Source organism: Nitratireductor sp. StC3, from assembly GCF_003015025.1.
Taxonomy (GTDB): Bacteria; Pseudomonadota; Alphaproteobacteria; order Rhizobiales; family Rhizobiaceae; genus Mangrovimarina; species Mangrovimarina alexandrii.
Map to the genome: position 1 here is coordinate 83,143 of NZ_PYBP01000011.1, position 22,417 is coordinate 105,559.

Below are 22,417 nucleotides of genomic sequence, written 5' to 3' on the forward strand. Positions count from 1 at the left end.
ACGGTTCTGGTTCAGGCCGTTTCCATTTCCGTGATGATCGCCTGGGCGGCGGCGCGGCGGTCGCGCGCGCCGACGACCGGACGGGCGACGACGAGATGGCTGGCGCCGGCGCGCAGCCCATCGGCCGGAGTCATCACCCGCTTCTGGTCGCCGTGGGCGGCGCCGGCCGGACGGATGCCCGGCGTCACCAGCGCCATCTCCGGGCCGACGATCGCGCGCACGGCCGCCGCCTCGGTGGCCGCGCAGACGATGCCGCCCATGCCGGTCTCGCGCGCCTGGCGCGCGCGGCGCTCGACCAGGGCGCGGGCGTCGAAGCCGTAACCGGCCTCGGAGAGGTCGCGATCGTCCATCGAGGTGAGCACGGTCACGCCGAGCAGGCACAGATCGCTGCCGGCGGCCGCTTCGACGGCGGCGCGCATCGCCTTGGGATAGGCGTGCACGGTCAGCATCGACACGCCCATCGCGGCGACGTTCTCGACGCCCTCGGCCACGGTGTTGTCGATGTCGAGCAGCTTCATGTCGAGAAACACGTTCTTGCCCGAGGCGACGAGATCGCGCGCGAATTCGAGACCGCCGGCGAACACCAGCCGATAGCCGATCTTGAAGAAGGAGACGACACCGTCGAGTTCCGAAACGGCCTTTTCGGCCGTCGCCACATCCGGCAGGTCGAGCCCGACGATCAGTCTTTCGGCGACGTTGTTCGCGTCCTTCATGCATCCACCCTCGTCGACAGCATCGATGCCCGTTCGATCAGCGTGCGGCAGACCTTTTCCAGCATCTTGTGCTGGCGCTCGTTCTTCAGCCGCCCCTCCTCGTCGAAGGCCTCGGCGGCGCCCGCGACCGAACATTGCGGCGTAACGATCTCGGCCTGGCAGTTCATCAGCACGGCGCGCAGATGATAGAGGCCGCGATTGCCGCCGAACTGACCGTTGGACGAGGAGCACAGGCCGACGACCTTGTCCTGATACGGGTGCAGCGGCGCGGCGCCGTCCTTTTTGACGCGGCTCACCCAGTCGAGCGTGTTCTTGAGCAGCGGCGGGATCGAGGCGTTGTATTCGGGACTGGCGATCAGAAGCCCGTCATGGGCTGCGAACAGCCGTGCGAGCTTGAGCGCGTTTTCAGGGATACCTTTTTCCTTTTCGAGGTCCTCGTCCATGATCGGCAGCGGATAGTCCTCCAGCGAAATGCGGGTGACCTCCGCGCCCTGCAGGGCCAGTTCTTTCATGGCCGCGTCGGCGGTGCGGCCGCTGAACGCGCCGCTGCGGATCGAGCCTGCGAAAACGAGTATACGTACCGTCATGTCCCACTCAGTCGATTTCCGTTCCTGTCCGGGTATAGGGATATGGGCGGCAAATCAATCGCAACCGAAGCCTGTCGCCCGCTCACCGCCGGAAAGGGTATTCGACGGCTGGCTTACATGGCTTTGCGACCGCGCCGGGCGCCCCCGGCTTCGCGCCATCGCCGCCGTTCTTCGGGGCCGGCCTGGCCGGTCGGCGCGACCGCGATCGCACGCCCTGACGAGTGGGCGGGCAAAACCGGCGCAAGGCCGTCCGGGAGGAGTTTTTGGAACGCTCTTTGAAGGGCGCGGTCGGGCTGGCTGGCTTGGCGAGCGACGGTCGCGCGCCAGGCCGTTCAGACGGACCCGCTCAACGGTTGACCGAGCCGACGAACCGGTTGCGCTCAGCGTGGAGATTGACCCAGCGGCCGGTATGGTTGCTCGCCTGCCGTTTGAGGAACCGGTAGCCGGTCTTGCTCCACGGGCGGATATCGTCGCGCAGATTGTCGAGAATGAGGTCGCCCTTGTCGGTGCGCACGGTCAGCACGGCGTGACCCTCGCCGTCGGGCTTGCGCACCACAGTGATCAGCAGGTTGGTGAGCGACACGCCCTTGCCCTGCAGCAGGCGGCGCTTTTCGAGCACGTAGTCCTCGCAATCGCCGACACCGTCGGGATAGCTCCACACCTCGTCCTTGCCGAAAATGTCGATGTCGTTCATCGGCTTGACGGCGCGGTTGACCGAAACGTTCACGCGCGACAGCGTCGACAACAGCGTCTTGGTGAGCCGCGCGGGACCGCGGTCGCGCATGGCGATGGAACATTCGCGCGGATTGGCCTTGCAGAACTCGTAATGGCCGATCGGCTGCGAGGTCAGGCTGCCGGTGACCATGGAATCGACCGGCTGCGCGGCGGCAGGCGCGAGCGACCCGGCCACCAGAAGCGCCGCGAGGATCGTTGGCCGGAGTCCCGGCGTCGTCTTGCCATGCATCGGCTCGCCCCCTGCAACCCGTGTCTTATCGTTAAGAAAAGGTTAAGAGGCTTGCGCTGCCGCTGTCAATTCACGACACCACCAATCCGAAAATCATGGTTACCATCCACAGCCGGCCGGATCCGCCGCCGGCGTGACGTCACTCCTTGTCGACACGCCCGCGCATCTTCTTGATCGCCGCGCGGCCGGCCTTGGCCTTCAAACGGCGCTCGACCGCGCCTTTCGACGGCCGCGTCTTCTTGCGCGGCGGCGGCGGCGGCTCGGCGGCGCGGGCGACGAGCGCCAGCAGGCGCTGGCGCGCGTCCTCGCGATTGCGCTCCTGGGTCCTGAACCGGCCGGCCTCGATGACGATCACGCCGTCCTTGGTGGCGCGCTGGCCGGCCAGCTTCACAAGGCGATTGCGCACGGGCTCCGGCAGGCCGCGGGCGTTGCGCGCGTCGAAGCGCAGCTGGACGGCCGTCGCGACCTTGTTGACGTTCTGGCCGCCGGGACCGGAGGAGCGGATGAAATGCTCCTCGAGTTCGGCCTCGCCGACCGTCACGCCGGGCGCGATCGAAAACACCTCTTCGCCTGACATGCCCCTCTCCCGGGGTGCGGACCCCAATCCTGGCGCGGTTTCGGACACGGAGATTTCGTCGTGCGCCGAACCCGCCGCAATCCACACATGCCGCGCCGGGGGCCAAAAGAAAAGGCCCGGCGCGAGGCCGGGCCGCTATCTGCGCGCGAAACCGGCGCCGCAACGCTACTCGGCGGCGACCTGAACCTGCGGCGCCGCGCTGCGCACGCCGGCGTCGACATGATCCTCGAACTTGGCGAAATTGTCGATGAACATGCCGACCAGCTTGGCCGCCTGCCGGTCGTAGGCGGCCTGATCGGCCCAGGTCGCGCGCGGGTCGAGAATGGCGGCGTCGACGTCGGGCACGGCGACCGGCACCTCGAAGCCGAAATTCGGATCGGTGCGGAACTCGCAGGCGTTGAGCGAGCCTTCCAGCGCCGCCGTCAACAGCGCGCGCGTGGCCTTGATCGGCATGCGCGAGCCGGTGCCGTAGGCGCCGCCGGTCCAGCCGGTGTTGACCAGCCAGCAATCGACGCCGTGGCGGGCGATCAGTTCGCGCAGGAGATTGCCGTATTCGGCCGGGTGGCGCGGCATGAAGGGCGCGCCGAAACAGGTGGAAAAGGTCGCTTCCGGCTCGGTCACGCCTTTTTCGGTGCCGGCGACCTTGGCGGTGTAGCCGGACAGGAAATGATACATGGCCTGGGCCGGCGACAGCCGGGCGATCGGCGGCAGGATGCCGAAGGCGTCCGCCGTCAGCATGATGATGTTCTTGGGATGGCCGGCGCGGCCGCTGTCGCTGGCATTGGGAATGAAATGCAGCGGATAGGCGCAACGCGTGTTTTCGGTCAGCGACCCGTCGTCGAAATCGGGAACCCGGCTCTCGTCCAGGACGACATTTTCCAGCACGGTGCCGAAGCGACGCGTCGTGGCGAAGATTTCCGGCTCGGCGGCGGCCGACAGGCGGATGGTCTTGGCGTAGCAGCCGCCCTCGAAATTGAAGATGCCGTCCTCGCCCCAGCCATGTTCGTCATCGCCGATCAGCGTGCGGCGCGGATCGGCAGACAGCGTGGTCTTGCCGGTGCCCGACAGGCCGAAGAACACCGCCGCGTCGCCGTCGGGGCCGACATTGGCCGAGCAGTGCATCGGCATGACGCCGCTGTCCGGCAGCAGATAGTTGAGCACGGTGAACACCGACTTCTTCATTTCGCCGGCATAGGAGGTGCCGCCGATCAGCACGATCATGCGGCTGAGATCGACGGCGATCACCGTTTCGCTGCGGGTGCCGTGGCGGGCCGGGTCGGCGCGGAACGACGGCAGGTCGATGATGGTAAGCTTCGGCTCGAACGTGTCGAGCGCCGTCCGGTCGGGACGGATCAGAAGGTTGCGGATGAACAGCGAATGCCACGCATATTCGGTGACGACCCGGGTCGGAAGCCTGTTTTCGGGATCCGCGCCGCCGGCGAGGTCCTGGACGAAGAGGTCGCGGCCCTCGACCTGGGCCTGGAAATCGGCCAGGAGCAGGTCGAACTGCTCGGGCGTGATGGCGTTGTTGTTGTCCCACCACACATGCGGCTCGCTGGCCGCGTCGCGCACGACGACCTTGTCCTTGGCGGAACGGCCGGTGTGCTGGCCGGTCAGGGCGACGAGCGCGCCGTGGGCGGTCAGACGCGCCTCGCCGCGGCGCAACGCTTCCTCGTAGAGTTCGGCTTCGCAGAGATTGTAGTGGGCGGCCGCGGCCTTGCCGAGCCCGATAATATCGATCCCGCAACGGGCATTGCGCTTGCCGATCTCTCGCATTCGTTCCGCTCCCTGGCGTCTTTTTGCGTTGGTTCGTCCGCCAATGCGCTAACCTCGACCCCGGCAAGCATCGGCCAGAGGTCACAACCAGAAAAGCCTTTTTGTTTCAAATCATTAATCGATTTAAAAATTTTTGAATTTTTCCTAAATCGTTTAAAAGCGGGCAGGCTGTTGAAAAAGGGTTAAATTTTTCCGTTCGCCGGAACAGGTCGTGCACAGGCGATATGGGCGCTTGCGGGTCCGCGCATGTGACATGGCCTTTGTTCTATGCCACATTTTGTACCCAATTTGTCCGCCTATAGCCCTTTCCGGAAGCAGGAAGGGACGCCCGCTTATGAGGGATACGTTTGACATGGCAACGATCGCACTCGTCGACGATGACCGCAACATCCTGACTTCGGTCTCCATCGCCCTGGAATCGGAAGGCTATCGCGTAGAGACCTACACGGACGGGTCGTCCGCCCTGGACGGGTTTTCCGCCCGCCCGCCCAATCTGGCCATTCTCGACATCAAGATGCCGCGCATGGACGGCATGGAGCTGCTGCGCCGGCTGCGGCAGAAATCGGACATGCCGGTGATCTTCCTGACGTCGAAGGACGACGAGATCGACGAATTGTTCGGCCTCAAGATGGGCGCCGACGACTTCATCCGCAAACCGTTCTCCCAGCGCCTGCTGGTCGAGCGGGTCAAGGCGGTGCTGCGGCGCGCCAACGCGCGCGAGGCCGCCGCCAAATCGCCCAGCGGCCAGACGAAATCGCTCGAACGCGGGCAACTGGTCATGGACCAGGAGCGGCATACCTGCACCTGGAAGGGCGAGCCGGTCATCCTGACGGTGACCGAATTCCTGATCCTGCACTCGCTGGCCCAGCGTCCCGGCGTGGTCAAAAGCCGTGACGCGCTGATGGATTCGGCCTATGACGAGCAGGTCTATGTTGACGACCGCACGATCGACAGCCACATCAAGCGGCTCAGGAAGAAGTTCAAGGTCGTCGACCAGGAATTCGACATGATCGAAACACTTTATGGTGTTGGATACCGCTTCCGCGAGGCGTGAAACTGGGACAGGCGTCGGGTGGACCCCGGCAACAGATGGTAGCCGAAACCGAACGCAAACGGGCAGGCACGGCACGAAACGGTCCATCCGTCGTCGGATGGCTGACCGTGCCCCTGCGCCGGTTTCTGGGCCATCACATCTTTTCCAGCCTGACGCGGCGCATCCTGTTTCTCAACCTCGCCGCGCTCGGGGTGCTGGTTCTGGGCATTCTTTACCTGAACCAGTTCCGGGACGGGCTGATCGAGGCGCGCGTCGAAAGCCTGATGACCCAGGGCGAGATCATCGCGGCCGCGGTCGCGGCCTCGGCGACGGTGGAGACCGATGCCATCAGCATCGATCCGGAAAAGCTGCTCGAGCTGCAGGCCGGCGAAAGCCTGGCGCCGGGCACGGACCAGCTCGACAGTCTGGAGTTCCCCATCAACCCGGAGCTGGTCGCCCCGCTGCTGCGCCGCCTGATTTCGCCGACGCGCACCCGGGCGCGGATTTACGACCGCGACGCCAACCTGCTTCTGGATTCGCGCCATCTCTATTCGCGCGGCCAGATCCTGCGCTACGACCTGCCGCCGCTGGAGGAGGCCGAGCCGGACTTTTTCGACCGCGTCGAGAAAATCCTCTCCGATTTCTTCCGCCGCAGCGACCTGCCGCTTTACCGCGAGCAGCCGGGCGGCAACGGAGCCGCCTATCCGGAGGTGATGCGGGCGCTGATCGGCACGCCCGGCTTCGTCGTGCGCATCAGCGAACAGGGCGAGATGATCGTGTCGGTGGCGGTGCCGGTGCAGCGCTTCCGCGCCGTGCTCGGCGTGCTTTTGCTGTCGACCCAGGGCGGCGACATCGACAAGATCGTCGCCGACGAACGCAAGGCGATCTTCCGCGTCTTCGGCGTGGCGGCGCTGGTGACCGCGATCTTGTCGATGCTGCTCGCCTCCACGATCGCCAATCCGCTGCGGCGGCTGTCGGCGGCGGCGGTGCGGGTGCGCCGCGGCGTGCGGAGCCGCGAGGAGATCCCCGACTTCTCCGAGCGCCAGGACGAGATCGGCAATCTGTCGATCGCGCTGCGCGACATGACCAGGGCGCTTTACGCGCGCATCGACGCGATCGAGAGTTTCGCCGCCGACGTCTCGCACGAGTTGAAGAACCCGCTGACCTCGCTGCGCAGCGCGGTCGAGACGCTGCCCTTGGCACGCAACGAGGAGGCGCGCAGCCGGCTTTTGGCCATCATCCAGCACGACGTGCGCCGGCTCGATCGCCTGATCACCGACATTTCCGACGCTTCTCGGCTCGACGCCGAGCTGGCGCGCGCCGACGCCGCACCGCTCGACCTGCAGAAATTCCTGACCGATCTCGTCGCGGCGGCGAGCGCGCATACCCGCGACAAGAAACAGGTCGCGATCGAGTTTCGCGTTGCCAAGGCCGGCCAGAACGGGCGCGGCTTCCTGGTCAACGGCCACGATCTGCGGCTCGGCCAGGTGTTCACCAACCTGCTCGAAAACGCCCGCTCCTTTGTCCCCGACGAGGGCGGGCGCGTTCAGTTGACGCTGGCGCGCAGCGCCCGCAACATCATCGTCACCATCGACGATAACGGGCCGGGCATCCGTGCCGAGAACATCGACCGCATCTTCGAGCGGTTTTACACCGACCGGCCCCAAGGCGAGGCGTTCGGGCAGAATTCGGGCCTCGGCCTGTCGATCAGCCGCCAGATCGTCGAAGCCCATGGCGGCACGCTGACGGCCGAAAACATCCCCGGCAGCAAGTCGGGCGACGTGCGCGGCGCGCGCTTCATCGTCAAGCTGCCCGCCGAAGGCTGAGGATGCGACGCATGGCCGGCCGATGAAAAACGTCCACGCGAGCGGGCTCGTCATCGGCGATCGCGGCGTGATCGTGCTGGGACCGTCCGGGGCCGGAAAATCGACGCTGGCGCTGGGCCTCGTGGCGCGGTGCCGGGCGGCCGGCATGCCGGCCTGGCTCGTCGGCGACGACCGGCTCGTGCTCGAGCGGCACGGGCCGCGTCTGGTGGCGCGGGTGCCCGGGGCGATCGCCGGGCTGGCCGAGATCTACGGACACGGACCGGCCGCCCAGGCGCACGAAGCCGCGGCGGTGATCGATCTGTGCGTCAGGCTCGTGCCGGCACGCGAGGCGCCGCGGCTCGATCCCGGCGGCGTGGAACTGATCGAGACGGTGGAAATCGCAGCCCTCGCCGTGGCCGAGCGCGCCGTGGCCGCCGCCATGCCGGCCGTGCTCGCCCGGCTGGAGGCGCTCGGCCGGTTGCGGGCGGGTTGCGACGAAACGCGCGCCTTTCAGCCACGGCCCGTCGGCGCGGACCGGACGCCGTCGCCGTAACCGCGGCCGCGAACAGTCGGGACGACGACTCGCCCCCATTCGAGAAAATGATTATTTCTCAACATATTACGGAAAAATACCCGGATTTTTCGGCGATCGTTCCGCTCGGGCCGGCGTCCGTCTTTTCTAGCCGCCAGGCTGCGCAAAACAGCCAGGAACCGACTCGGTTTGGGGCGTTTTTCGGCCGCTCGGCCCCAATTTCGGCCATATTGATCGGCCGTGATCCGAGATTTGGGCTTGTCAAAGGCCGGCCCGTCGACAAGATAGCGCACCTGCCGCCGGGCTGGCGGATGACGAAAAACCAGAACAGACGCGCCCCGACCCTGGGGGCGCTGACGGGAGCGAAGCATTCATGATCGGAGTCGTGCTGGTCACGCACGGTCGCCTTGCCGAGGAATTCCGGCATGCCGTCGAACATGTCGTGGGGACCCAGGATGCTTTCGAGACCGTCCCCATCGAGGCCGACGACGATATCGAACTGCGGCGTCAGGATATCGTCGAGGCGGTCGCCAGGGTCGATGACGGCGCCGGCGTGGTCATTCTTACGGATATGTTCGGCGGCACGCCCTCCAATCTCGCCATCTCGGTGATGGAGCCGGGCCGCATCGAGGTGATCGCGGGCATGAACCTGCCGATGTTGATCAAGCTCACCAGCGTGCGCGCCGGCAACGACATGGCCGCCGCGCTGGAGGGCGCTCAGGCCGCCGGACGCAAATATATCAACGTGGCGAGCCGGGTCCTGAACGGCAAATGACGACGACGCGGGAAGTCTCGATCGTTCGCGACATCGAGATCGTCAACAAGCGCGGCCTGCATGCACGCGCCTCCGCGCGCTTCGTGCAGCTCGCCGGCAGTTTCAAGGCCGAGGTGACCGTGGAAAAGGACGGCGTTTCGGTCGGCGGCACCTCGATCATGGGCCTGATGATGCTGGCGGCAAGCCCGGGCTGCCATATCCGCATCACCGCCGCCGGCGCCGACGCGCACGAGGCGATGGCCGCACTGGAGGAACTGGTGGCCAACCGCTTCGGCGAGGACGCCTGAGGACGGCGCCCGCAGCCCGCGCGACGGCCGCCGGCCGGAACCGGAACGGCGCCAGTCCATATGCACAGATAAAGATTTCCTTATATCCTGTTGTGAGCTTTTCGCCGATCTGCTAGACAGCGCCGCGTCGGGCAGGCGCGCGCGCGCATCGCGGACGCTTGTCGGCCCGCCGGAACCAATCGGATGCGCAGCGTGTCGCGACACGAGCGCCGGTCGGCGACCACCGCGCCCGCCCCGTGCAGCGTCCGACGAAAGTTCGAACGACCGGCAGGGTCTTTCCAGGCCGCCGGCCGCCGCACAGCGAAGACATCAGGAGTAATGCGATGACAGAGAAACTGGATTACAAGGTCGCGGATATCGCGCTGGCGGACTGGGGCCGCAAGGAGATCGATATCGCCGAAACCGAGATGCCGGGCCTGATCGCGTGCCGGGAAGAGTTCGGCGAGGCGCAGCCGCTGAAGGGCGCGCGCATCACCGGCTCGCTGCACATGACGATCCAGACCGCCGTGCTGATCGAAACGCTGCAGGCGCTGGGCGCCGAGGTTCGCTGGGCCTCGTGCAACATCTTCTCCACCCAGGATCACGCCGCCGCCGCAATCGCGGCCACCGGAACGCCGGTCTTCGCCATCAAGGGCGAAACGCTCGAGGATTACTGGGCCTATTCCGACGCCATCTTCCAGTGGCCGGACGGCGAACCGTCCAACATGATCCTCGATGACGGCGGCGACGCCACCATGTACATCCTGATCGGCGCGCGCGCCGAGGCGGGCGAGGACGTTCTGTCGAATCCCGGCAACGAGGAAGAGGAAATCCTCTTCAAGCAGATCAAGAAGCGCATGGCCGAAACGCCCGGCTTCTTCACCCGCCAGCGCGACGCCATCAAGGGCGTGACGGAAGAGACGACCACCGGCGTCAACCGGCTCTACCAGCTCCAGAAGAAGGGCCTGCTGCCCTTCCCCGCCATCAACGTCAACGATTCGGTCACCAAGTCGAAATTCGACAACAAATATGGCTGCAAGGAATCGCTGGTCGACGGCATCCGCCGCGCCACCGACGTGATGATGGCCGGCAAGGTCGCCGTGGTCTGCGGCTATGGCGATGTCGGCAAGGGCTCGGCTGCCTCGCTGCGCGGCGCAGGCGCCCGCGTGAAAGTAACCGAAGTCGACCCGATCTGCGCGCTGCAGGCCTCGATGGACGGCTTTGAAGTCGTGACGCTCGACCAGGCCGCGCCGACCGCCGATATCGTGATCACCACGACCGGCAACAAGGACGTGATCACCATCGATCACATGCGCAAGATGAAGGACATGGCCATCGTCGGCAATATCGGCCATTTCGACAACGAGATTCAGATCGCCGCGCTGCGCAATCTGAAATGGACCAACATCAAGCCGCAGGTCGACATGATCGAGTTCCCCGGCGGCAACCGCATCCTGCTTCTTTCGGAAGGGCGCCTGCTCAATCTCGGCAACGCCACCGGCCATCCCAGCTTCGTGATGTCGGCCTCGTTCACCAACCAGGTGCTCGCCCAGATCGAACTGTGGACCAAGGGGCAGAATTACCAGAACGAGGTCTATGTGCTGCCCAAGCATCTCGACGAGAAGGTGGCGCGGCTGCATCTCGACAAGCTCGGCGCGACGCTGACCACGCTGACGGAGGACCAGGCGAGCTATATCGGCGTGATGCCGGCCGGTCCGTACAAGCCGGAACACTACAGATACTGATCCGACAGGATCCAAACACTAGATATTGATGCCGGGCGGTTGACAAACCGCCCGGCATTACTTTTGTGGCGCCGCCTTCTTCACGCCGATTCGCTGGGCCGGTACAGTGACGTGATTCGCCACGATGGCGCGCCCGGGACGGGGCATTGCCGACGATGCGGCCGGGCGGCCATGGCGTTCATGCGGCGGAGAGGAAAAAGGGATGCCAGGACAAGGCCCGCGGGATTCGGGGATCAGCGGGCATGACACGCAGGCCGGGGCAGCGGACCGACCGGATCACGCGGGCAGCGGGCGCGCGCGGATGCCCGCAACCGCCGGCGTCGGGCTGGCCGGCTATCTGTCGTCGACGATCCTCTCACACGCTCAGGAAATGCCCGCGACCGGGCTCGATGCTCTCAGAAACCTGACATTCGGCGCGTCCGAAGTGATCCAGATCGCCACCTTCGCCGGCGTGATGGGCGCCGCCATGCTGTCGGCGATCTGGCTGATTCGCGAGCGCGGGCGCATCGCCGCCGAAAACCTCGTGCTGCGCGAGCGGATCGCGGAACTGAACGCGGCCGTACAGCGTGCCGAGGCGATGATGACCACCAGGGACCAGAGAACCGTGGTGTGGGCGGGTGACAGGAGCAAGCCCGATCTGGTGGGCACGCTAACGTCGGCCCCCGGCGTTCCCGACGAGCGCAGCTCCTTCCTCGCCTTCGGGCGCTGGCTGACGGCGCGCTCGGCCGCCATGCTCGACAATGCCATCGCCGCGCTGCGCGAGGCCGGAACATCCTTCGATCTGGTCGTGGAGGCGCAGTCGGGCACGCTCTTGGAGGTGCTGGGACGCCGGTCGACCTCGCACGCGATCGTGCGTTTCGTGTCGCTGACCCGCCGCCAGGCCGAGCACGCCGCGCTCAAGGCCGAGCACGCCGCGCTCGCGACCGACCACGAGGCCGTGCTCGCGCTGGTGGCCAATCTCGACATGCCGTTCTGGCTGCGCAGCGAGACCGGCCGGCTGCGCACCGTCAACGCCGCCTATGCCGCGGCGGTGGAGTGCGAGACGCCCGAGACCGCGGTCGCCCAAGGCCGGGAATTGCTGGCGACCCAGGCGCGCGAAAACATCGCGCGGCAACATCTGACGGAACCGACGCTGCGCCGCAACCTTCCCGCTGTCGTGGACGGGGACCGCAAGCTATATGCCGTCACCAGCGTTTGCGCCAACGGCGTGGTCGCCGGCCTGGCGGTCGACAAGAGCGATCTCGAGGCGCTGCGGGCGGAATATCAGCGCACCGTCAAAAGCCACGCCGAAACGCTGGACCAGCTTTCGACCGCGGTCGCGATCTACGATGCCGACCAGAAGCTGCGTTTCTTCAACCAGGCGTTCCAGAAATTGTGGGAACTCGACAGCGCCTTCTTGGAAGCGCGGCCCGACAACACCATGTTCCTCGACCGGCTTCGCAGCGAGGGCAAGCTTGCCGAGCAGCCGGAATGGCGCCGCTGGAAGGAAAACCTGCTGTCGGCCTACCGGGCCGTGGAGCCGCAGGAACATTGGTGGCACATTCCGGACGGGCGCACGATCCGCGTCGTGGCCAGCGCCCATCCCCAAGGCGGCGTGACCTGGGTGTTCGAGAACATGACCGAGCGCTTCGACCTGGAAAGCCGCTACAATGCGGCCGTGCGCGTGCAGGGCGAAACGCTGGACAATCTCGCCGAAGGGGTCGCGGTTTTCGGACCGGACGGACGGATCAGGCTGTTCAACCCGGCCTTCGTCGCGCTGTGGCGCCTCGACGGCGCCGAAATCGGCACCAATACCCATATCGCCACGATCCGCGATGCGTGCGCGCACCAGTGTCCGCAAAGCCCGTGGAGCGACTTCGTCGCGGCCGTCACCGGCTTCGACGACGAGCGGCTGGAAACGCACGGCAAGGCCGAACTCGCCGACGGCACGATCCTGTCCTATGCGATGATCCCGCTGCCCAACGGCCAGGTGATGACGACCTTCGTCGACGTGACCGACAGTGTGAACTTCGAGCGCGCGCTGCAGGACAAGAACGAGGCGCTGCAGAAAGCCGACCAGCTCAAGAACGATTTCGTGCAGCACGTCTCCTACGAGCTGCGCTCGCCTTTGACCAATATTATCGGCTTCACCGAATTGCTGACGATGCCCGATACAGGGCCCCTCAACGAGCGCCAGCGCGACTATGTCGACCACATCGCCTCCTCCTCCTCGGTGCTGCTGACGATCGTCAACGACATTCTCGACCTGGCCACGGTCGACGCCGGCATCATGCAGCTCGAGATCGGCGAAGTGCAGGTCACCCGCATCGTCGGCGAAGCGGCCGAACTGATCGGCGAGAAGCTGCGCGAACACCAGATCGCGATCGCGGTCGACACGAAGGACGCGCCGCCCAGCCTGCATGCCGACGAGAACAGGCTGCGCCAGATCCTGTTCAACCTTTTGTCCAACGCCGCCAACTACGCGCCCGAGCGCAGCACGATCGCGCTCAGCTGCCGGATGATCGGCGACCAGGTCGAGTTCCGCGTCCATGACGACGGGCCCGGCATGCCGCCCGAGATCCTCGACGCGGCCTTCGAGCGCTTCGAACCCCACGCCAATGGCGGCCGCCGTCGCGGCGCCGGCCTCGGCCTGTCGATCGTCAAGAGCTTCGTCGAGCTGCATGGCGGCACGGTGGAGATCGACACCGGCGAGGCGCGCGGCACCACCGTCACCTGCCGCTTTCCGGTCGCGCCGAAAGGGGCACGGGCGGCGGCGGAGTAGCGGCGGTTGCGTATTGCCCTGCCCGACGAGGCGGCCACGACGCGCTTGGGCGACGACCTCGCCATGGCGCTCGTTCCCGGAGACGTCGTGCGGCTGCAAGGCGATCTCGGCGCCGGCAAGACGGCGCTGGCGCGCGCCGTCATCCGCGCCATCGCCGCCGATCCCGAACTGGAAGTTCCCTCGCCGACCTTCACGCTGGTGCAGAGCTACGCGCTGCGCTTCGACCTGCACCATTGCGACCTCTACCGGCTCGCCGCGCCGGACGAACTCGACGAACTCGGCTTCGACGAGCTGACCGAGACCGGGGTGGTGCTGGTCGAATGGCCCGAGCGCGCCGGCGACCGTCTCGACGCGGCCGCACTGACGGTACGGCTCGACCATCACGGCGACGGCCGGCTGGCGACGATCGACGGCGAGGCCGGCGCGATGGCGCGGCTCGCCCGCTCGCTGGCGGCCAGGCGCTTTCTCGACAATGCGGGGCGGGTCGGCGCCCTCCGGCACCATCTGCAGGGCGACGCGTCCTACCGCACCTACGAGACGGTGACCGAGGCCGGCGCGCGCACCATCCTGATGAACGCGCCCGCGCAACCGGCCGGGCCGCCGCTCAGGGACGGGCGGTCCTACAACGAGATCGCGCACCGGGCCTTGTCGGTCACGCCGTTCGTGGCGATGGCCGATGCCCTGCGCGCCCGCGGGTTCTGCGCCCCGCGAATCGAGGCCGCAGACCTCGACGCGGGTTTCCTGCTGCTCGAACATCTGGGAACCGGCCGGTTCCTGTCGGCGACCGGCGAGCCGGTCGCGGAGCGCTATTGCGAGGCCGCGCGCCTACTTGCCGCGCTGCACGACAAAGCCTGGCCGGACAGCCTGCCGGTCGCCGGACGCGCGCCCTACCGCGTCCCGCCCTATGATCGCGATGCGCTGATGGTCGAGGCGGAGCTGTTTGTCGACTGGTATGTGCCGCATGTGCTCGGCCGGTCCGCCGACGCGGCGCTGAAGGCGCGTTTCGCCACCGCCTGGAACACGGTGTTCGACGCGATCGCGGACGCCGAGACCGGTATCGTCCTGCGCGACTACCACTCGCCCAATTTCGTCTGGCGGTCTGACCGGAGCGGCTTCGACCGGATCGGGCTGCTCGACTTCCAGGATGCGCTGATCGGACCGGTCGCCTACGACCTCGCGTCGCTGGCCCAGGATGCGCGCGTGAGCGTGCCCGAGGGGCTGGAGCGGCAGATCGTGTCGGCCTATTGTGCGGCCAGGCAATCGGCAGGTCCGTTCGACAGCGGACGGCTGGAACGGGATTTCGCGGTCATGGCGGCGCAGCGCAACTCAAAGATCCTCGGCATTTTCGTGCGCCTCGACCGCGGCGAAGGCAAGGCCGGCTATCTGCGTCACCTGCCGCGCATCCGCGCCTATCTCGAGCGCGCGCTGCGCCACCCCGCCCTGGCGCCCGTCGCCGCCTTCTACCGCGACAACGCGCTTTTGGACGCGCCCGCGCCATGAGCACGGTTCCCGCCACCGCGATGGTGCTTTCGGCCGGGCTCGGCCTGCGCCTGCGCCCGATCACCGAAACCCTGCCGAAACCGCTGGTGAAGATCGGCGGCAAGGCGATGCTCGACCGGGCGCTCGACGCGCTGGCCGAGGCCGGCACGGCAACCGCCGTGGTCAATGTCCACCATCTGGGCGCCCGCATCATCGACCATGTCGCCGCGCGGCGCCGGCCGAAAACGCTGATATCGGACGAACGCGCCTTGCTGCTCGATTCGGCCGGCGGCATCGTCAAGGCGCTGCCGCTTCTGGGAGCCCGGCCGTTCTTCGTCCTCAATTCCGATACGTTCTGGATCGACCAGGATCAATCCAACCTCGTCCGGCTGGCGGCCGCCTGGGACGACGACCGCATGGATATCCTGTTGATGCTCGCCGACCCGGCGCTCGCGATCGGTCATAGCGGCGGCGCCGATTTCTCGGTCGACGCGGCCGGTCGTCTGCAGCGGGCGCGCGGCGCGCCGGACGGGGCGATCTACGCCGGGGCGGCAATCCTTCATCCGCGCATCTTCGCCGGCGCGACGGTCGAACCGCATTCGCTCAACCGCTATTTCGACCAGGCGATCGCCAGCGGACGCCTGTACGGACACCCCCTCGCCGGGCGCTGGTTCACCGTTGGCACGCCCGATGCGATTCCGCTCGCCGAGGCGGCGCTGGACGCGGTGATGGCGGAGGCGGAAGCGCGGTGAGAACCGCGCCGCGCCTGTTCTCGATCCCCCCTGGCGCGGCCTTTCTGCCGACTCTCGCCGAGGCCCTGTTGAACGGCACGCTGGTCGAGGATTTCGTTTTCGACGGCGATCCGCTGGCGCTCGCCGAGGTGACGCTCTACGTGCCGACGCGCCGGGCCGCGCGCGCGCTGCGCAGCACCTTCGTCGACCGGCTCGGCTCCGGCTCGGCGATCCTGCCGGTCATTCGTCCGCTCGGCGATTTCGACGAGGACGCCGCCCTGTTCGACGAACAGAGCGCGGCCGCGCTCGACGTCGCCCCGCCGATCGCGGCGATGGAACGCCTGCTCGCGCTCGCGCCGCTGGTCCAGGCCTGGAAAAAACGGCTGCCGGCCCATGTCGCGGCCCTGTTCGAGGAGGAGGTCACGGTGCCGGCCTCGATGGCCGACGCGATCTGGCTCGCGCGCGATCTCGCCGCGCTGATGGACGAGATCGAGACCGAGGACGCGGATTGGGGGGCGCTCGCCTCGCTGGTCGGCGGCGAACTGGCCGCGTGGTGGCAGGTGACGCTGGAATTTCTCGACATCGTCACCAAGGCCTGGCCGCAGGCACTTCAAGAGCGGGACCGCGCCAATCCGGCCGCCCACCGCAACGCCCTGATCGACGCCGAAGCCCGGCGCCTTGCCGCCGCGCCGCCGCGCGGACCGGTGATTGCGGCCGGCTCGACCGGGTCGATCCCGGCCACCGCGCGGCTGTTGTCGGTGGTCGCGCGCCTGCCGCGCGGCGCGGTGGTTCTGCCCGGCCTCGATCCGGAGCTCGACGAGCGGTCGTGGAACGCCATCGGCGATCCGCGCCAGCCGGCCTCCGCCTTCGGCCATCCGCAATACGGCCTGAAAAAGCTGATTGCCACGATCGGCGCGGGACGCCGCGACGTGGTCGAGATCGGCCACGCGCCGCCGGCGTTGGCCGCAAGGGCGCGGATCGTCAACGAGGCGCTGCGACCGGCCGAAACCACCGATGCCTGGATCGACGGCCGAAAAACCGTCGAGGCCGCGCTGGCGGCCGGCGCGCTCGACGAGGTGGTGCTGGTGGAAGCCGCGCACGAACGCGAGGAAGGGCTCGCCGCGGCGATCGCCCTGCGCCAGGGGCTGGCGCAGGGCGCGCGCCACGTCGCGCTCGTCACCGGCGACCGCGCGCTCGCCCGCCGGGTCGCCTCGGAACTGTTGCGCTTCAACATCACGGCGGACGATTCGGGCGGCGCCCTTCTGGCGCGCACCATGCCCGGGCAGTTGCTGACCGACCTCGTCGCCGCCGTGTTTTCTCCCGGCGACCCAGTGCCGCTGCTGGCCTTGTTCAAACATCCTTTGTTCCGGCTCGGCCGCGACCGCGCAACGGCTCGGCGGCTCGGCGAGCTGATCGAACTGGTGGCGCTGCGCGGCGGCACCGGCCGCCCAGACATCACCGCGCTCGCCGCGCTGTTCGACCGCCGTCTCGACGAATTCGCCGCCGACCCGCGCAAGCCGTTCTGGCTCGCCCGGCTCGGCGCCAAGGACATCGAGGCCGCGCGCGCGCTGCTGCGCGAGCTCGACGCGGCCGCCGCCCCGCTTGCCGCGCGACGCCGGTCAGAAGAAGCCGGTCTGGGCGGCATTGCCCGACTGACGGTCGAGCTTCTGGAACGGCTGGCGCGCGACGATACCGGCGATCTCGCCGCGCTTTACGGCGGCGACGCCGGCGAGGCTTTGGCCGGCTTCCTGCGCGGGTTGACCGAAAATACCGCCGAAATCGCCTTTGACGGCGCAGAATGGCCGGCGATCCTCGCGGCCCTGATCGCGCCGGAAACGGTCAAGCCGTCCATGGCCGGCGACAGCCGCGTGTCGATCTGGGGCGCGCTGGAGGCGCGGCTGCAATCGGTCGATCTTCTGGTGGTCGCCGGCCTCAACGAGGGAGTGTGGCCGGCCAGCGCCCAGGCCGACCGTTTCATGTCGCGGATGATGAAGGCCGGGCTTTCGCTCGAGCCGCCCGAACGCCGGATCGGGCTTGCCGCGCACGATTTCGTCATGGCCGCCGGGTGCCGGCGACTGGTCCTGACCCGCGCCGCGCGCCAGGGCGACGCCCCCTCGGTGCCGTCGCGATGGCTGCAAAGGCTTCTGGCCGTGATCGGTCCCGACGAGGCCGCGCGGCTGCGGGCGCGGGGCGCCAGCTTGACCGGCTGGGCACGCGCGCTCGACATCGGCCCCGACATCGCCTTCGTGCCGCGGCCGGCCCCGACGCCGCCGGTCGACACGCGCCCGCGCCGCTTTTCGGTCACCGAGGTCGAGACGTTGCGGCGCGACCCCTACGCGATCTATGCCAGGCGCATCCTCGGGCTGGAACCGCTGCAACCCTTGCTGCGCGATCCGGGCGCGGCCGAGCGCGGCACGCTGTTTCACGACATTCTGCACCGCTTCACCGAGACCGGCACCGACCCGCACGCCAGCGACGCCGCCGAGCGGCTCGTCGCGGTCGCGCGGCGCTGCTTCGCCGAGGCCGGCCTGCCGGCCGATGTCGAGGCGGTGTGGTGGCCGCGCTTCGGCGCCATGGTCGCCAACATCGTCGCCTTCGAACGCGCGCGGGCGGGCGGCATCGCGGCCGCCCATGCCGAGCTCAAGGCCGATCCGCTTGCGATCGGCGCCACCGGGGCGCATCTGTCGGGCCGCGCCGACCGGATCGACGTTCTCCGCGACGGGCGAGCCGACATTCTCGACTACAAGACCGGGTCGGGCCCCTCGCGCGGCCAGGCTCACACGCTCGTCTCGCCGCAGCTTGCGCTCGAGGCGGCATTGCTGCAGCGCGGTGCCTTCACCGCGATCGGGCCGTGCGAACCGGCCGATCTCGCCTATGTGCGGCTGAGGCCGAACGGCGAGGTCGAGACCGAATCGATCCTCACCTACAAACGCCAGGCGCGCACCGCGCCCGACATGGCGACGGAGGCCTGGCAGCGGCTCGAACGGCTGGTCGCGCACTATCAAGAGCCCGCCAACGGATATCTGTCGCGCGCCCTGCCCTTCCGCGAGGGCGACACGGATGGCGATTACGACCATCTCGCCCGGGTGCTCGAATGGTCGGCCGGCGGCGATGGCGGCGGCGACGGCGGAGACGAGGCATGAGCGGATCGCGGATCATTCCGCCCGACACGCTGGCGAACCAGGCGCTGGCGTCCGACCCCGGCCTGTCGGCCTGGGTTTCGGCCAATGCCGGCTCGGGCAAGACGCATGTGCTGTCGCGCCGGGTGATGCGGCTCCTGCTGGAAGGCGTCGATCCCGCCCGCATTTTGTGCCTGACCTATACCAAGGCGGCGGCGGCCAACATGGCGACCCGCGTGTTTGCCGATCTCGGCCGCTGGGCGACGCTCGACGACGGCACGCTTGCCGCCGAGATCGAGGCCCTGGAACAAAAAAAGCCCGACGGCGAGCGGGTGCGGCTGGCGCGCCGGCTTTTCGCGCGGGCGCTGGAAACGCCGGGCGGGCTGAAGATCCAGACCATCCACGCCTTTTGCGAGGCGCTTTTGCACCGCTTCCCGCTCGAGGCCAACATTGCCGGCCATTTCGATCTGCTCGACGGGCGCATGGAGCAGGCGCTGGTCGCCGAGGCGCGCCGCGACCTGCTCGCCGGCGTCGGCGAAGGGGGCGATGCCGGCATCGCCGAGGCGTTCGCCACCGTGCTCGCGGCCGGCGGCGAACACGGGCTGGAAGCGCTTTTGAACGAGATCGTCGGCAAGCGCGACGCGCTCCGGCGCTTCATCGCCGCGATCGGCGGCGATGGCGGCGTCTTCGCCGACCTCCTGGAGGAGTTCGGCTTTTCGGGCGAGGCGGACGAGGCGGACATCGTCGCCGCTTCCTGGCCGGACGCCTATTTCGACGCCGGGTTTGCCGCCCGCTTCGGCGCGGCCGCGCGCGAGGCGAAGAAGAAGACCGCGGAAAAATTCGCCGCCGGGCTGGCCGCAGCCTGCGCGGCGCCGCCGACGGAGGGCTTCGTTGCCGCGCGCGCGCTGTTTTTGAGTGAAAAGAAGGCCGGCATGGCCGAGCCCCGCCCGACCGAACGCATCCTGGCCAAGGGCGTGGCCGAGCATTTTCCGGAGTTTTCGGCCGAGTTCGCGCGCGCCGCCGACGCGATCGCCGCCGCCGCCGACCGCCTCGCCACCTGGCGCATGGTCGCGCGCAGCCGCGCCGCGCTGACGCTGGCCGACTGGCTGATCGCCCGTTACGAACGGCTGAAATCGGCGCGCGGCTTTCTCGACTTCAACGACCTGATCACCCGCACGGTGTGGCTGTTGTCGCGCACCGATGTCGGCGCGTGGGTGCAATACAAGCTCGACCAGGGCATCGACCACATCCTCGTCGACGAGGCGCAGGACACCAGTCCCGACCAATGGCAGGTGGTGGCGCGACTGACCGAGGATTTCTTCGCCGGCGCGGGCGCCAGAAGCGAGACGAACCGCACCATCTTCGCCGTCGGCGACGAAAAACAGTCGATCTATTCCTTCCAGGGCGCCGAACCGGAGGCCTTCGAGCACTACAAGCACGAATTCTCGCGCCGGGTGGAGGGCGCCGGCGGGCGCTTCGCGCCTGTGACGCTCGCCCATTCCTTTCGCTCGACCGAGGACGTGCTGGCCGCCGTCGACCAGGTGTTCGCCGCCGAGGAGGCGCGCGCCGGGCTGACCCGCGACCCCGAAGCGATCGAACACAAGGCGATCCGCGTCGGCGAGCCCGGCCATGTCGAATTGTGGGATCAGATCGCGCCCGAACAGGTCGAGGCGCCGGAGGACTGGGCCGAGCCCGTCGACCATGCCTCGGCGCCGGCGGCGCGGCTGGCCGAGATCGTCGCCGACACCGTCGCCCACTGGCTCAGGTCCGGCGAGGTGATCGAGGGCCGCGGCCGGCCGGTGACGCCCGGCGACGTGCTGGTTCTGGTGCGCAAGCGCGACCGGTTCATCAACGCGCTGTCGCGCGCGCTGAAGAACCGCGAGATCGCGGTCGCCGGCGCCGACCGGCTCAACCTGCGCGCCCACATCGCGGTGCAGGACATGATGGCGCTCGCCCGCTTCGTCCTGCAGCCGCAGGACGACCTGTCGCTGGCCACGCTGCTGAAAAGCCCGGTCTTCGGCCTCGACGAGGAAGCGCTCTACGCGCTTGCCGCCGATCGCGGCAAGGCGCGCTCGCTCTATGGCGCGTTGCGCGCCCGCGCGCAGGCCGAACCGCTCTGGAAGACGATCGCCGCCGACCTGGCGCGCTGGCGCGGCGAGGCCGATACAGGCACGGTCTTCGCCTTCTTCGCCGCGATCCTGGCGCGCGACGGCGTGCGCCGCAAGATGGTGCGCCGGCTCGGACACGAGGCCGGCGACATTCTCGACGAGTTCCTGAATTTCTGCCTCGCCGCCGAACAGGCCGGCGTGACCGGGCTGGAAGCCTTTCTGGCGACGCTCGAAAATGCCGGGCCCGACATCCGCCGCGAAATGGACCAGTCGCGCGACGAGGTGCGTATCATGACCGTGCACGCCTCCAAGGGGCTGGAAGCGCCGATCGTGATCCTGGTCGACAACGGCGCCGCGCCGTTTTCGGACAGCCATCTGCCCAGGCTGATGCCGTTCGCCTCGCACAAACGGCTGTGGACCGGCGACGGGTTCGTGTGGCGCTCCGGCGCCGATACCGCCAACCGCCGCGCCAGGGCGATCGCCGAGGGCATCGCCGAGCGGGCGCGCGAAGAATATAGGCGGCTGCTTTATGTCGGCATGACCAGGGCGGAAGACAGGCTGATCGTGTGCGGCTATCGCGGCGTGCGCGCGCCGCAGGACGGCATCTGGCACAGGCTAGCGGAGGCCGCCTTCGCCACCGGTCCGGTCGTCGAGGCCGAACATCCGGTCGCCGCGCTTAGGGTGCGACAGTTTCGGGTCACCAGGCAGCGCGGCCCGGCAGTGGCCGCGCGCGAAACGCCCGAAGAGCCGCAGCAACCCGAACTGCCCGCCTTTCTGACCGAACCGGCACCGCCGCCGCCCGCCCTGCCGCGGCCGCTCTCGCCCTCCGGGGCGGGGCTGTTGATCGAGGCGGGCCGCGAGGAGGGCGTGCGCGACGCCTCGCCCGTGCTGGCGCCGGCCGGCGCGGCATCGCCGGCCGCGCAACGCGGCACGGCGATCCACCGCCTGCTGCAGATGCTGCCGGCCGTTCTGCCAACCGCGCGCGAAACGGCCGCGCGCCGCTATCTCGACCGCTTCGGTGCCGATTGGCCGGCGGCCGAGCGCGAGAGCGCGTGGCGCTCGGTGCGCGCCATACTGGAAAACCCCGATTTCGCGCCGGTGTTCGCCCTCGGCTCGCGCGCCGAGGTGGCGCTGATGGGCACGGTGCGTCTCGGCGCGGCGGAGCGCGCCGTTTCGGGCAAGATCGACCGGCTTGCGGTCGGCGAGGACACCGTGCTGATCGTCGACTACAAGACCAACCGGCCGCCGCCGCTGACGCTGGAGACGGTGCCGCCGGCCTATCTCGCCCAGCTCGCGCTCTATCGCGCCCTGCTGCAGCCGCTTTATGCCGGCCGCGCCGTCGAGGCCGCCCTGTTGTTCACCGAAGCGCCCGCCCTCGTCCGGGTGCCGGCCGCCGCGCTGGACGAAGCCCTTGTCCGACTCACCGCGGCGTGAGACAAACGCTGC

Annotated in this window: 17 protein-coding genes; 12 read left to right on the plus strand and 5 right to left on the minus strand. The window is 68.2% G+C overall.

Features of this window, described 5'->3' with window-relative positions; all coding sequences use genetic code 11:
- Positions 1 to 11: 11 nt before the first annotated feature.
- The 5 genes from pyrF to C7T96_RS19725 form a co-directional block, all read right to left on the minus strand.
- Positions 12 to 713, minus strand: a complete 702-nt coding sequence (gene pyrF, locus C7T96_RS19705) for an orotidine-5'-phosphate decarboxylase (protein WP_106572967.1) — start codon at positions 711 to 713, stop codon at positions 12 to 14.
- A complete protein-coding gene (locus C7T96_RS19710) occupies positions 710 to 1,300 on the minus strand; it encodes an NAD(P)H-dependent oxidoreductase (protein WP_106572968.1) in 591 nt (196 codons plus the stop codon). The genes pyrF and C7T96_RS19710 overlap by 4 nt, the downstream gene beginning before the upstream one ends.
- 346 nt (positions 1,301 to 1,646) lie before the next feature.
- Positions 1,647 to 2,264 carry a transglutaminase-like cysteine peptidase gene (locus tag C7T96_RS19715; protein ID WP_106572969.1) on the minus strand — a complete coding sequence of 206 codons (618 nt, stop codon included), beginning with the start codon at positions 2,262 to 2,264 and terminating at the stop codon, positions 1,647 to 1,649.
- A 139-nt stretch (positions 2,265 to 2,403) separates the two neighbouring features.
- A complete protein-coding gene (gene arfB, locus C7T96_RS19720) occupies positions 2,404 to 2,841 on the minus strand; it encodes an alternative ribosome rescue aminoacyl-tRNA hydrolase ArfB (RefSeq protein ID WP_106572970.1) in 438 nt (145 codons plus the stop codon).
- 165 nt (positions 2,842 to 3,006) lie between these two features.
- Positions 3,007 to 4,617 (minus strand): phosphoenolpyruvate carboxykinase, encoded by a 1,611-nt coding sequence (locus tag C7T96_RS19725; RefSeq protein ID WP_106572971.1) that lies wholly within the window; start codon positions 4,615 to 4,617, stop codon positions 3,007 to 3,009.
- A 352-nt stretch (positions 4,618 to 4,969) separates the two neighbouring features.
- On the opposite strand from C7T96_RS19725, the gene C7T96_RS19730 reads away from it, so the two are divergent.
- The 12 genes from C7T96_RS19730 (at position 4,970) to addA (ending at position 22,405) form a co-directional block, all read left to right on the plus strand.
- Positions 4,970 to 5,671, plus strand: coding sequence for a response regulator transcription factor (locus C7T96_RS19730; protein ID WP_106572972.1), 702 nt, complete (start codon positions 4,970 to 4,972; stop codon positions 5,669 to 5,671).
- Positions 5,672 to 5,706: 35 nt separating this feature from the next.
- Positions 5,707 to 7,476, plus strand: coding sequence for a sensor histidine kinase (locus C7T96_RS19735; protein WP_106572973.1), 1,770 nt, complete (start codon positions 5,707 to 5,709; stop codon positions 7,474 to 7,476).
- A 22-nt stretch (positions 7,477 to 7,498) separates the two neighbouring features.
- Complete coding sequence (locus tag C7T96_RS19740) at positions 7,499 to 8,008, plus strand: serine kinase (RefSeq protein WP_106572974.1); 510 nt, start codon at positions 7,499 to 7,501, stop codon at positions 8,006 to 8,008.
- 47 nt (positions 8,009 to 8,055) lie between these two features.
- Positions 8,056 to 8,364 (plus strand): hypothetical protein, encoded by a 309-nt coding sequence (locus tag C7T96_RS23950; protein ID WP_146149212.1) that lies wholly within the window; start codon positions 8,056 to 8,058, stop codon positions 8,362 to 8,364.
- The gene (locus tag C7T96_RS19745) at positions 8,361 to 8,762 is read left to right on the plus strand and encodes a PTS sugar transporter subunit IIA (protein WP_106572975.1); all 402 of its coding nucleotides are present in this window, start codon (positions 8,361 to 8,363) and stop codon (positions 8,760 to 8,762) included. Before C7T96_RS23950 ends, C7T96_RS19745 begins: the two co-directional genes overlap by 4 nt.
- A complete protein-coding gene (locus C7T96_RS19750) occupies positions 8,759 to 9,049 on the plus strand; it encodes an HPr family phosphocarrier protein (RefSeq protein ID WP_106572976.1) in 291 nt (96 codons plus the stop codon). The genes C7T96_RS19745 and C7T96_RS19750 overlap by 4 nt, the downstream gene beginning before the upstream one ends.
- Positions 9,050 to 9,372: 323 nt before the next feature.
- Complete coding sequence (gene ahcY, locus C7T96_RS19755) at positions 9,373 to 10,773, plus strand: adenosylhomocysteinase (protein WP_106572977.1); 1,401 nt, start codon at positions 9,373 to 9,375, stop codon at positions 10,771 to 10,773.
- A 202-nt stretch (positions 10,774 to 10,975) separates the two neighbouring features.
- On the plus strand, positions 10,976 to 13,534 hold the full coding sequence (locus C7T96_RS19760) for a PAS domain-containing sensor histidine kinase (protein ID WP_106572978.1): 2,559 nt from the start codon (positions 10,976 to 10,978) through the stop codon (positions 13,532 to 13,534).
- A 6-nt stretch (positions 13,535 to 13,540) separates the two neighbouring features.
- Entirely contained in the window at positions 13,541 to 15,034 is a 1,494-nt protein-coding gene (tsaE, locus tag C7T96_RS19765; RefSeq protein WP_280951745.1) for a tRNA (adenosine(37)-N6)-threonylcarbamoyltransferase complex ATPase subunit type 1 TsaE, read from the plus strand.
- Complete coding sequence (locus tag C7T96_RS19770) at positions 15,031 to 15,765, plus strand: nucleotidyltransferase family protein (protein WP_106572979.1); 735 nt, start codon at positions 15,031 to 15,033, stop codon at positions 15,763 to 15,765. Before tsaE ends, C7T96_RS19770 begins: the two co-directional genes overlap by 4 nt.
- Complete coding sequence (gene addB / locus C7T96_RS19775) at positions 15,762 to 18,887, plus strand: double-strand break repair protein AddB (RefSeq protein WP_106572980.1); 3,126 nt, start codon at positions 15,762 to 15,764, stop codon at positions 18,885 to 18,887. Before C7T96_RS19770 ends, addB begins: the two co-directional genes overlap by 4 nt.
- Positions 18,884 to 22,405, plus strand: a complete 3,522-nt coding sequence (addA, locus tag C7T96_RS19780; RefSeq protein WP_106572981.1) for a double-strand break repair helicase AddA — start codon at positions 18,884 to 18,886, stop codon at positions 22,403 to 22,405. The genes addB and addA overlap by 4 nt, the downstream gene beginning before the upstream one ends.
- Positions 22,406 to 22,417: the final 12 nt, after the last annotated feature.

Bases quoted from the DNA above. Each gene is read 5' to 3' on its own strand.
- addA (WP_106572981.1), top strand. From the start codon at position 18,884: ATGAGCGGATCGCGGATCATTCCGCCCGACACGCTGGCGAACCAGGCG.
- C7T96_RS19740 (WP_106572974.1), top strand. From the start codon at position 7,499: ATGAAAAACGTCCACGCGAGCGGGCTCGTCATCGGCGATCGCGGCGTG.
- ahcY (WP_106572977.1), top strand. From the start codon at position 9,373: ATGACAGAGAAACTGGATTACAAGGTCGCGGATATCGCGCTGGCGGAC.
- C7T96_RS19760 (WP_106572978.1), top strand. From the start codon at position 10,976: ATGCCAGGACAAGGCCCGCGGGATTCGGGGATCAGCGGGCATGACACG.
- C7T96_RS23950 (WP_146149212.1), top strand. From the start codon at position 8,056: ATGATTATTTCTCAACATATTACGGAAAAATACCCGGATTTTTCGGCG.
- C7T96_RS19770 (WP_106572979.1), top strand. From the start codon at position 15,031: ATGAGCACGGTTCCCGCCACCGCGATGGTGCTTTCGGCCGGGCTCGGC.
- arfB (WP_106572970.1), bottom strand. From the start codon at position 2,841: ATGTCAGGCGAAGAGGTGTTTTCGATCGCGCCCGGCGTGACGGTCGGC.
- C7T96_RS19735 (WP_106572973.1), top strand. From the start codon at position 5,707: ATGGTAGCCGAAACCGAACGCAAACGGGCAGGCACGGCACGAAACGGT.
- C7T96_RS19715 (WP_106572969.1), bottom strand. From the start codon at position 2,264: ATGCATGGCAAGACGACGCCGGGACTCCGGCCAACGATCCTCGCGGCG.
- C7T96_RS19730 (WP_106572972.1), top strand. From the start codon at position 4,970: ATGGCAACGATCGCACTCGTCGACGATGACCGCAACATCCTGACTTCG.
- C7T96_RS19750 (WP_106572976.1), top strand. From the start codon at position 8,759: ATGACGACGACGCGGGAAGTCTCGATCGTTCGCGACATCGAGATCGTC.
- C7T96_RS19725 (WP_106572971.1), bottom strand. From the start codon at position 4,617: ATGCGAGAGATCGGCAAGCGCAATGCCCGTTGCGGGATCGATATTATC.
- C7T96_RS19710 (WP_106572968.1), bottom strand. From the start codon at position 1,300: ATGACGGTACGTATACTCGTTTTCGCAGGCTCGATCCGCAGCGGCGCG.
- pyrF (WP_106572967.1), bottom strand. From the start codon at position 713: ATGAAGGACGCGAACAACGTCGCCGAAAGACTGATCGTCGGGCTCGAC.
- C7T96_RS19745 (WP_106572975.1), top strand. From the start codon at position 8,361: ATGATCGGAGTCGTGCTGGTCACGCACGGTCGCCTTGCCGAGGAATTC.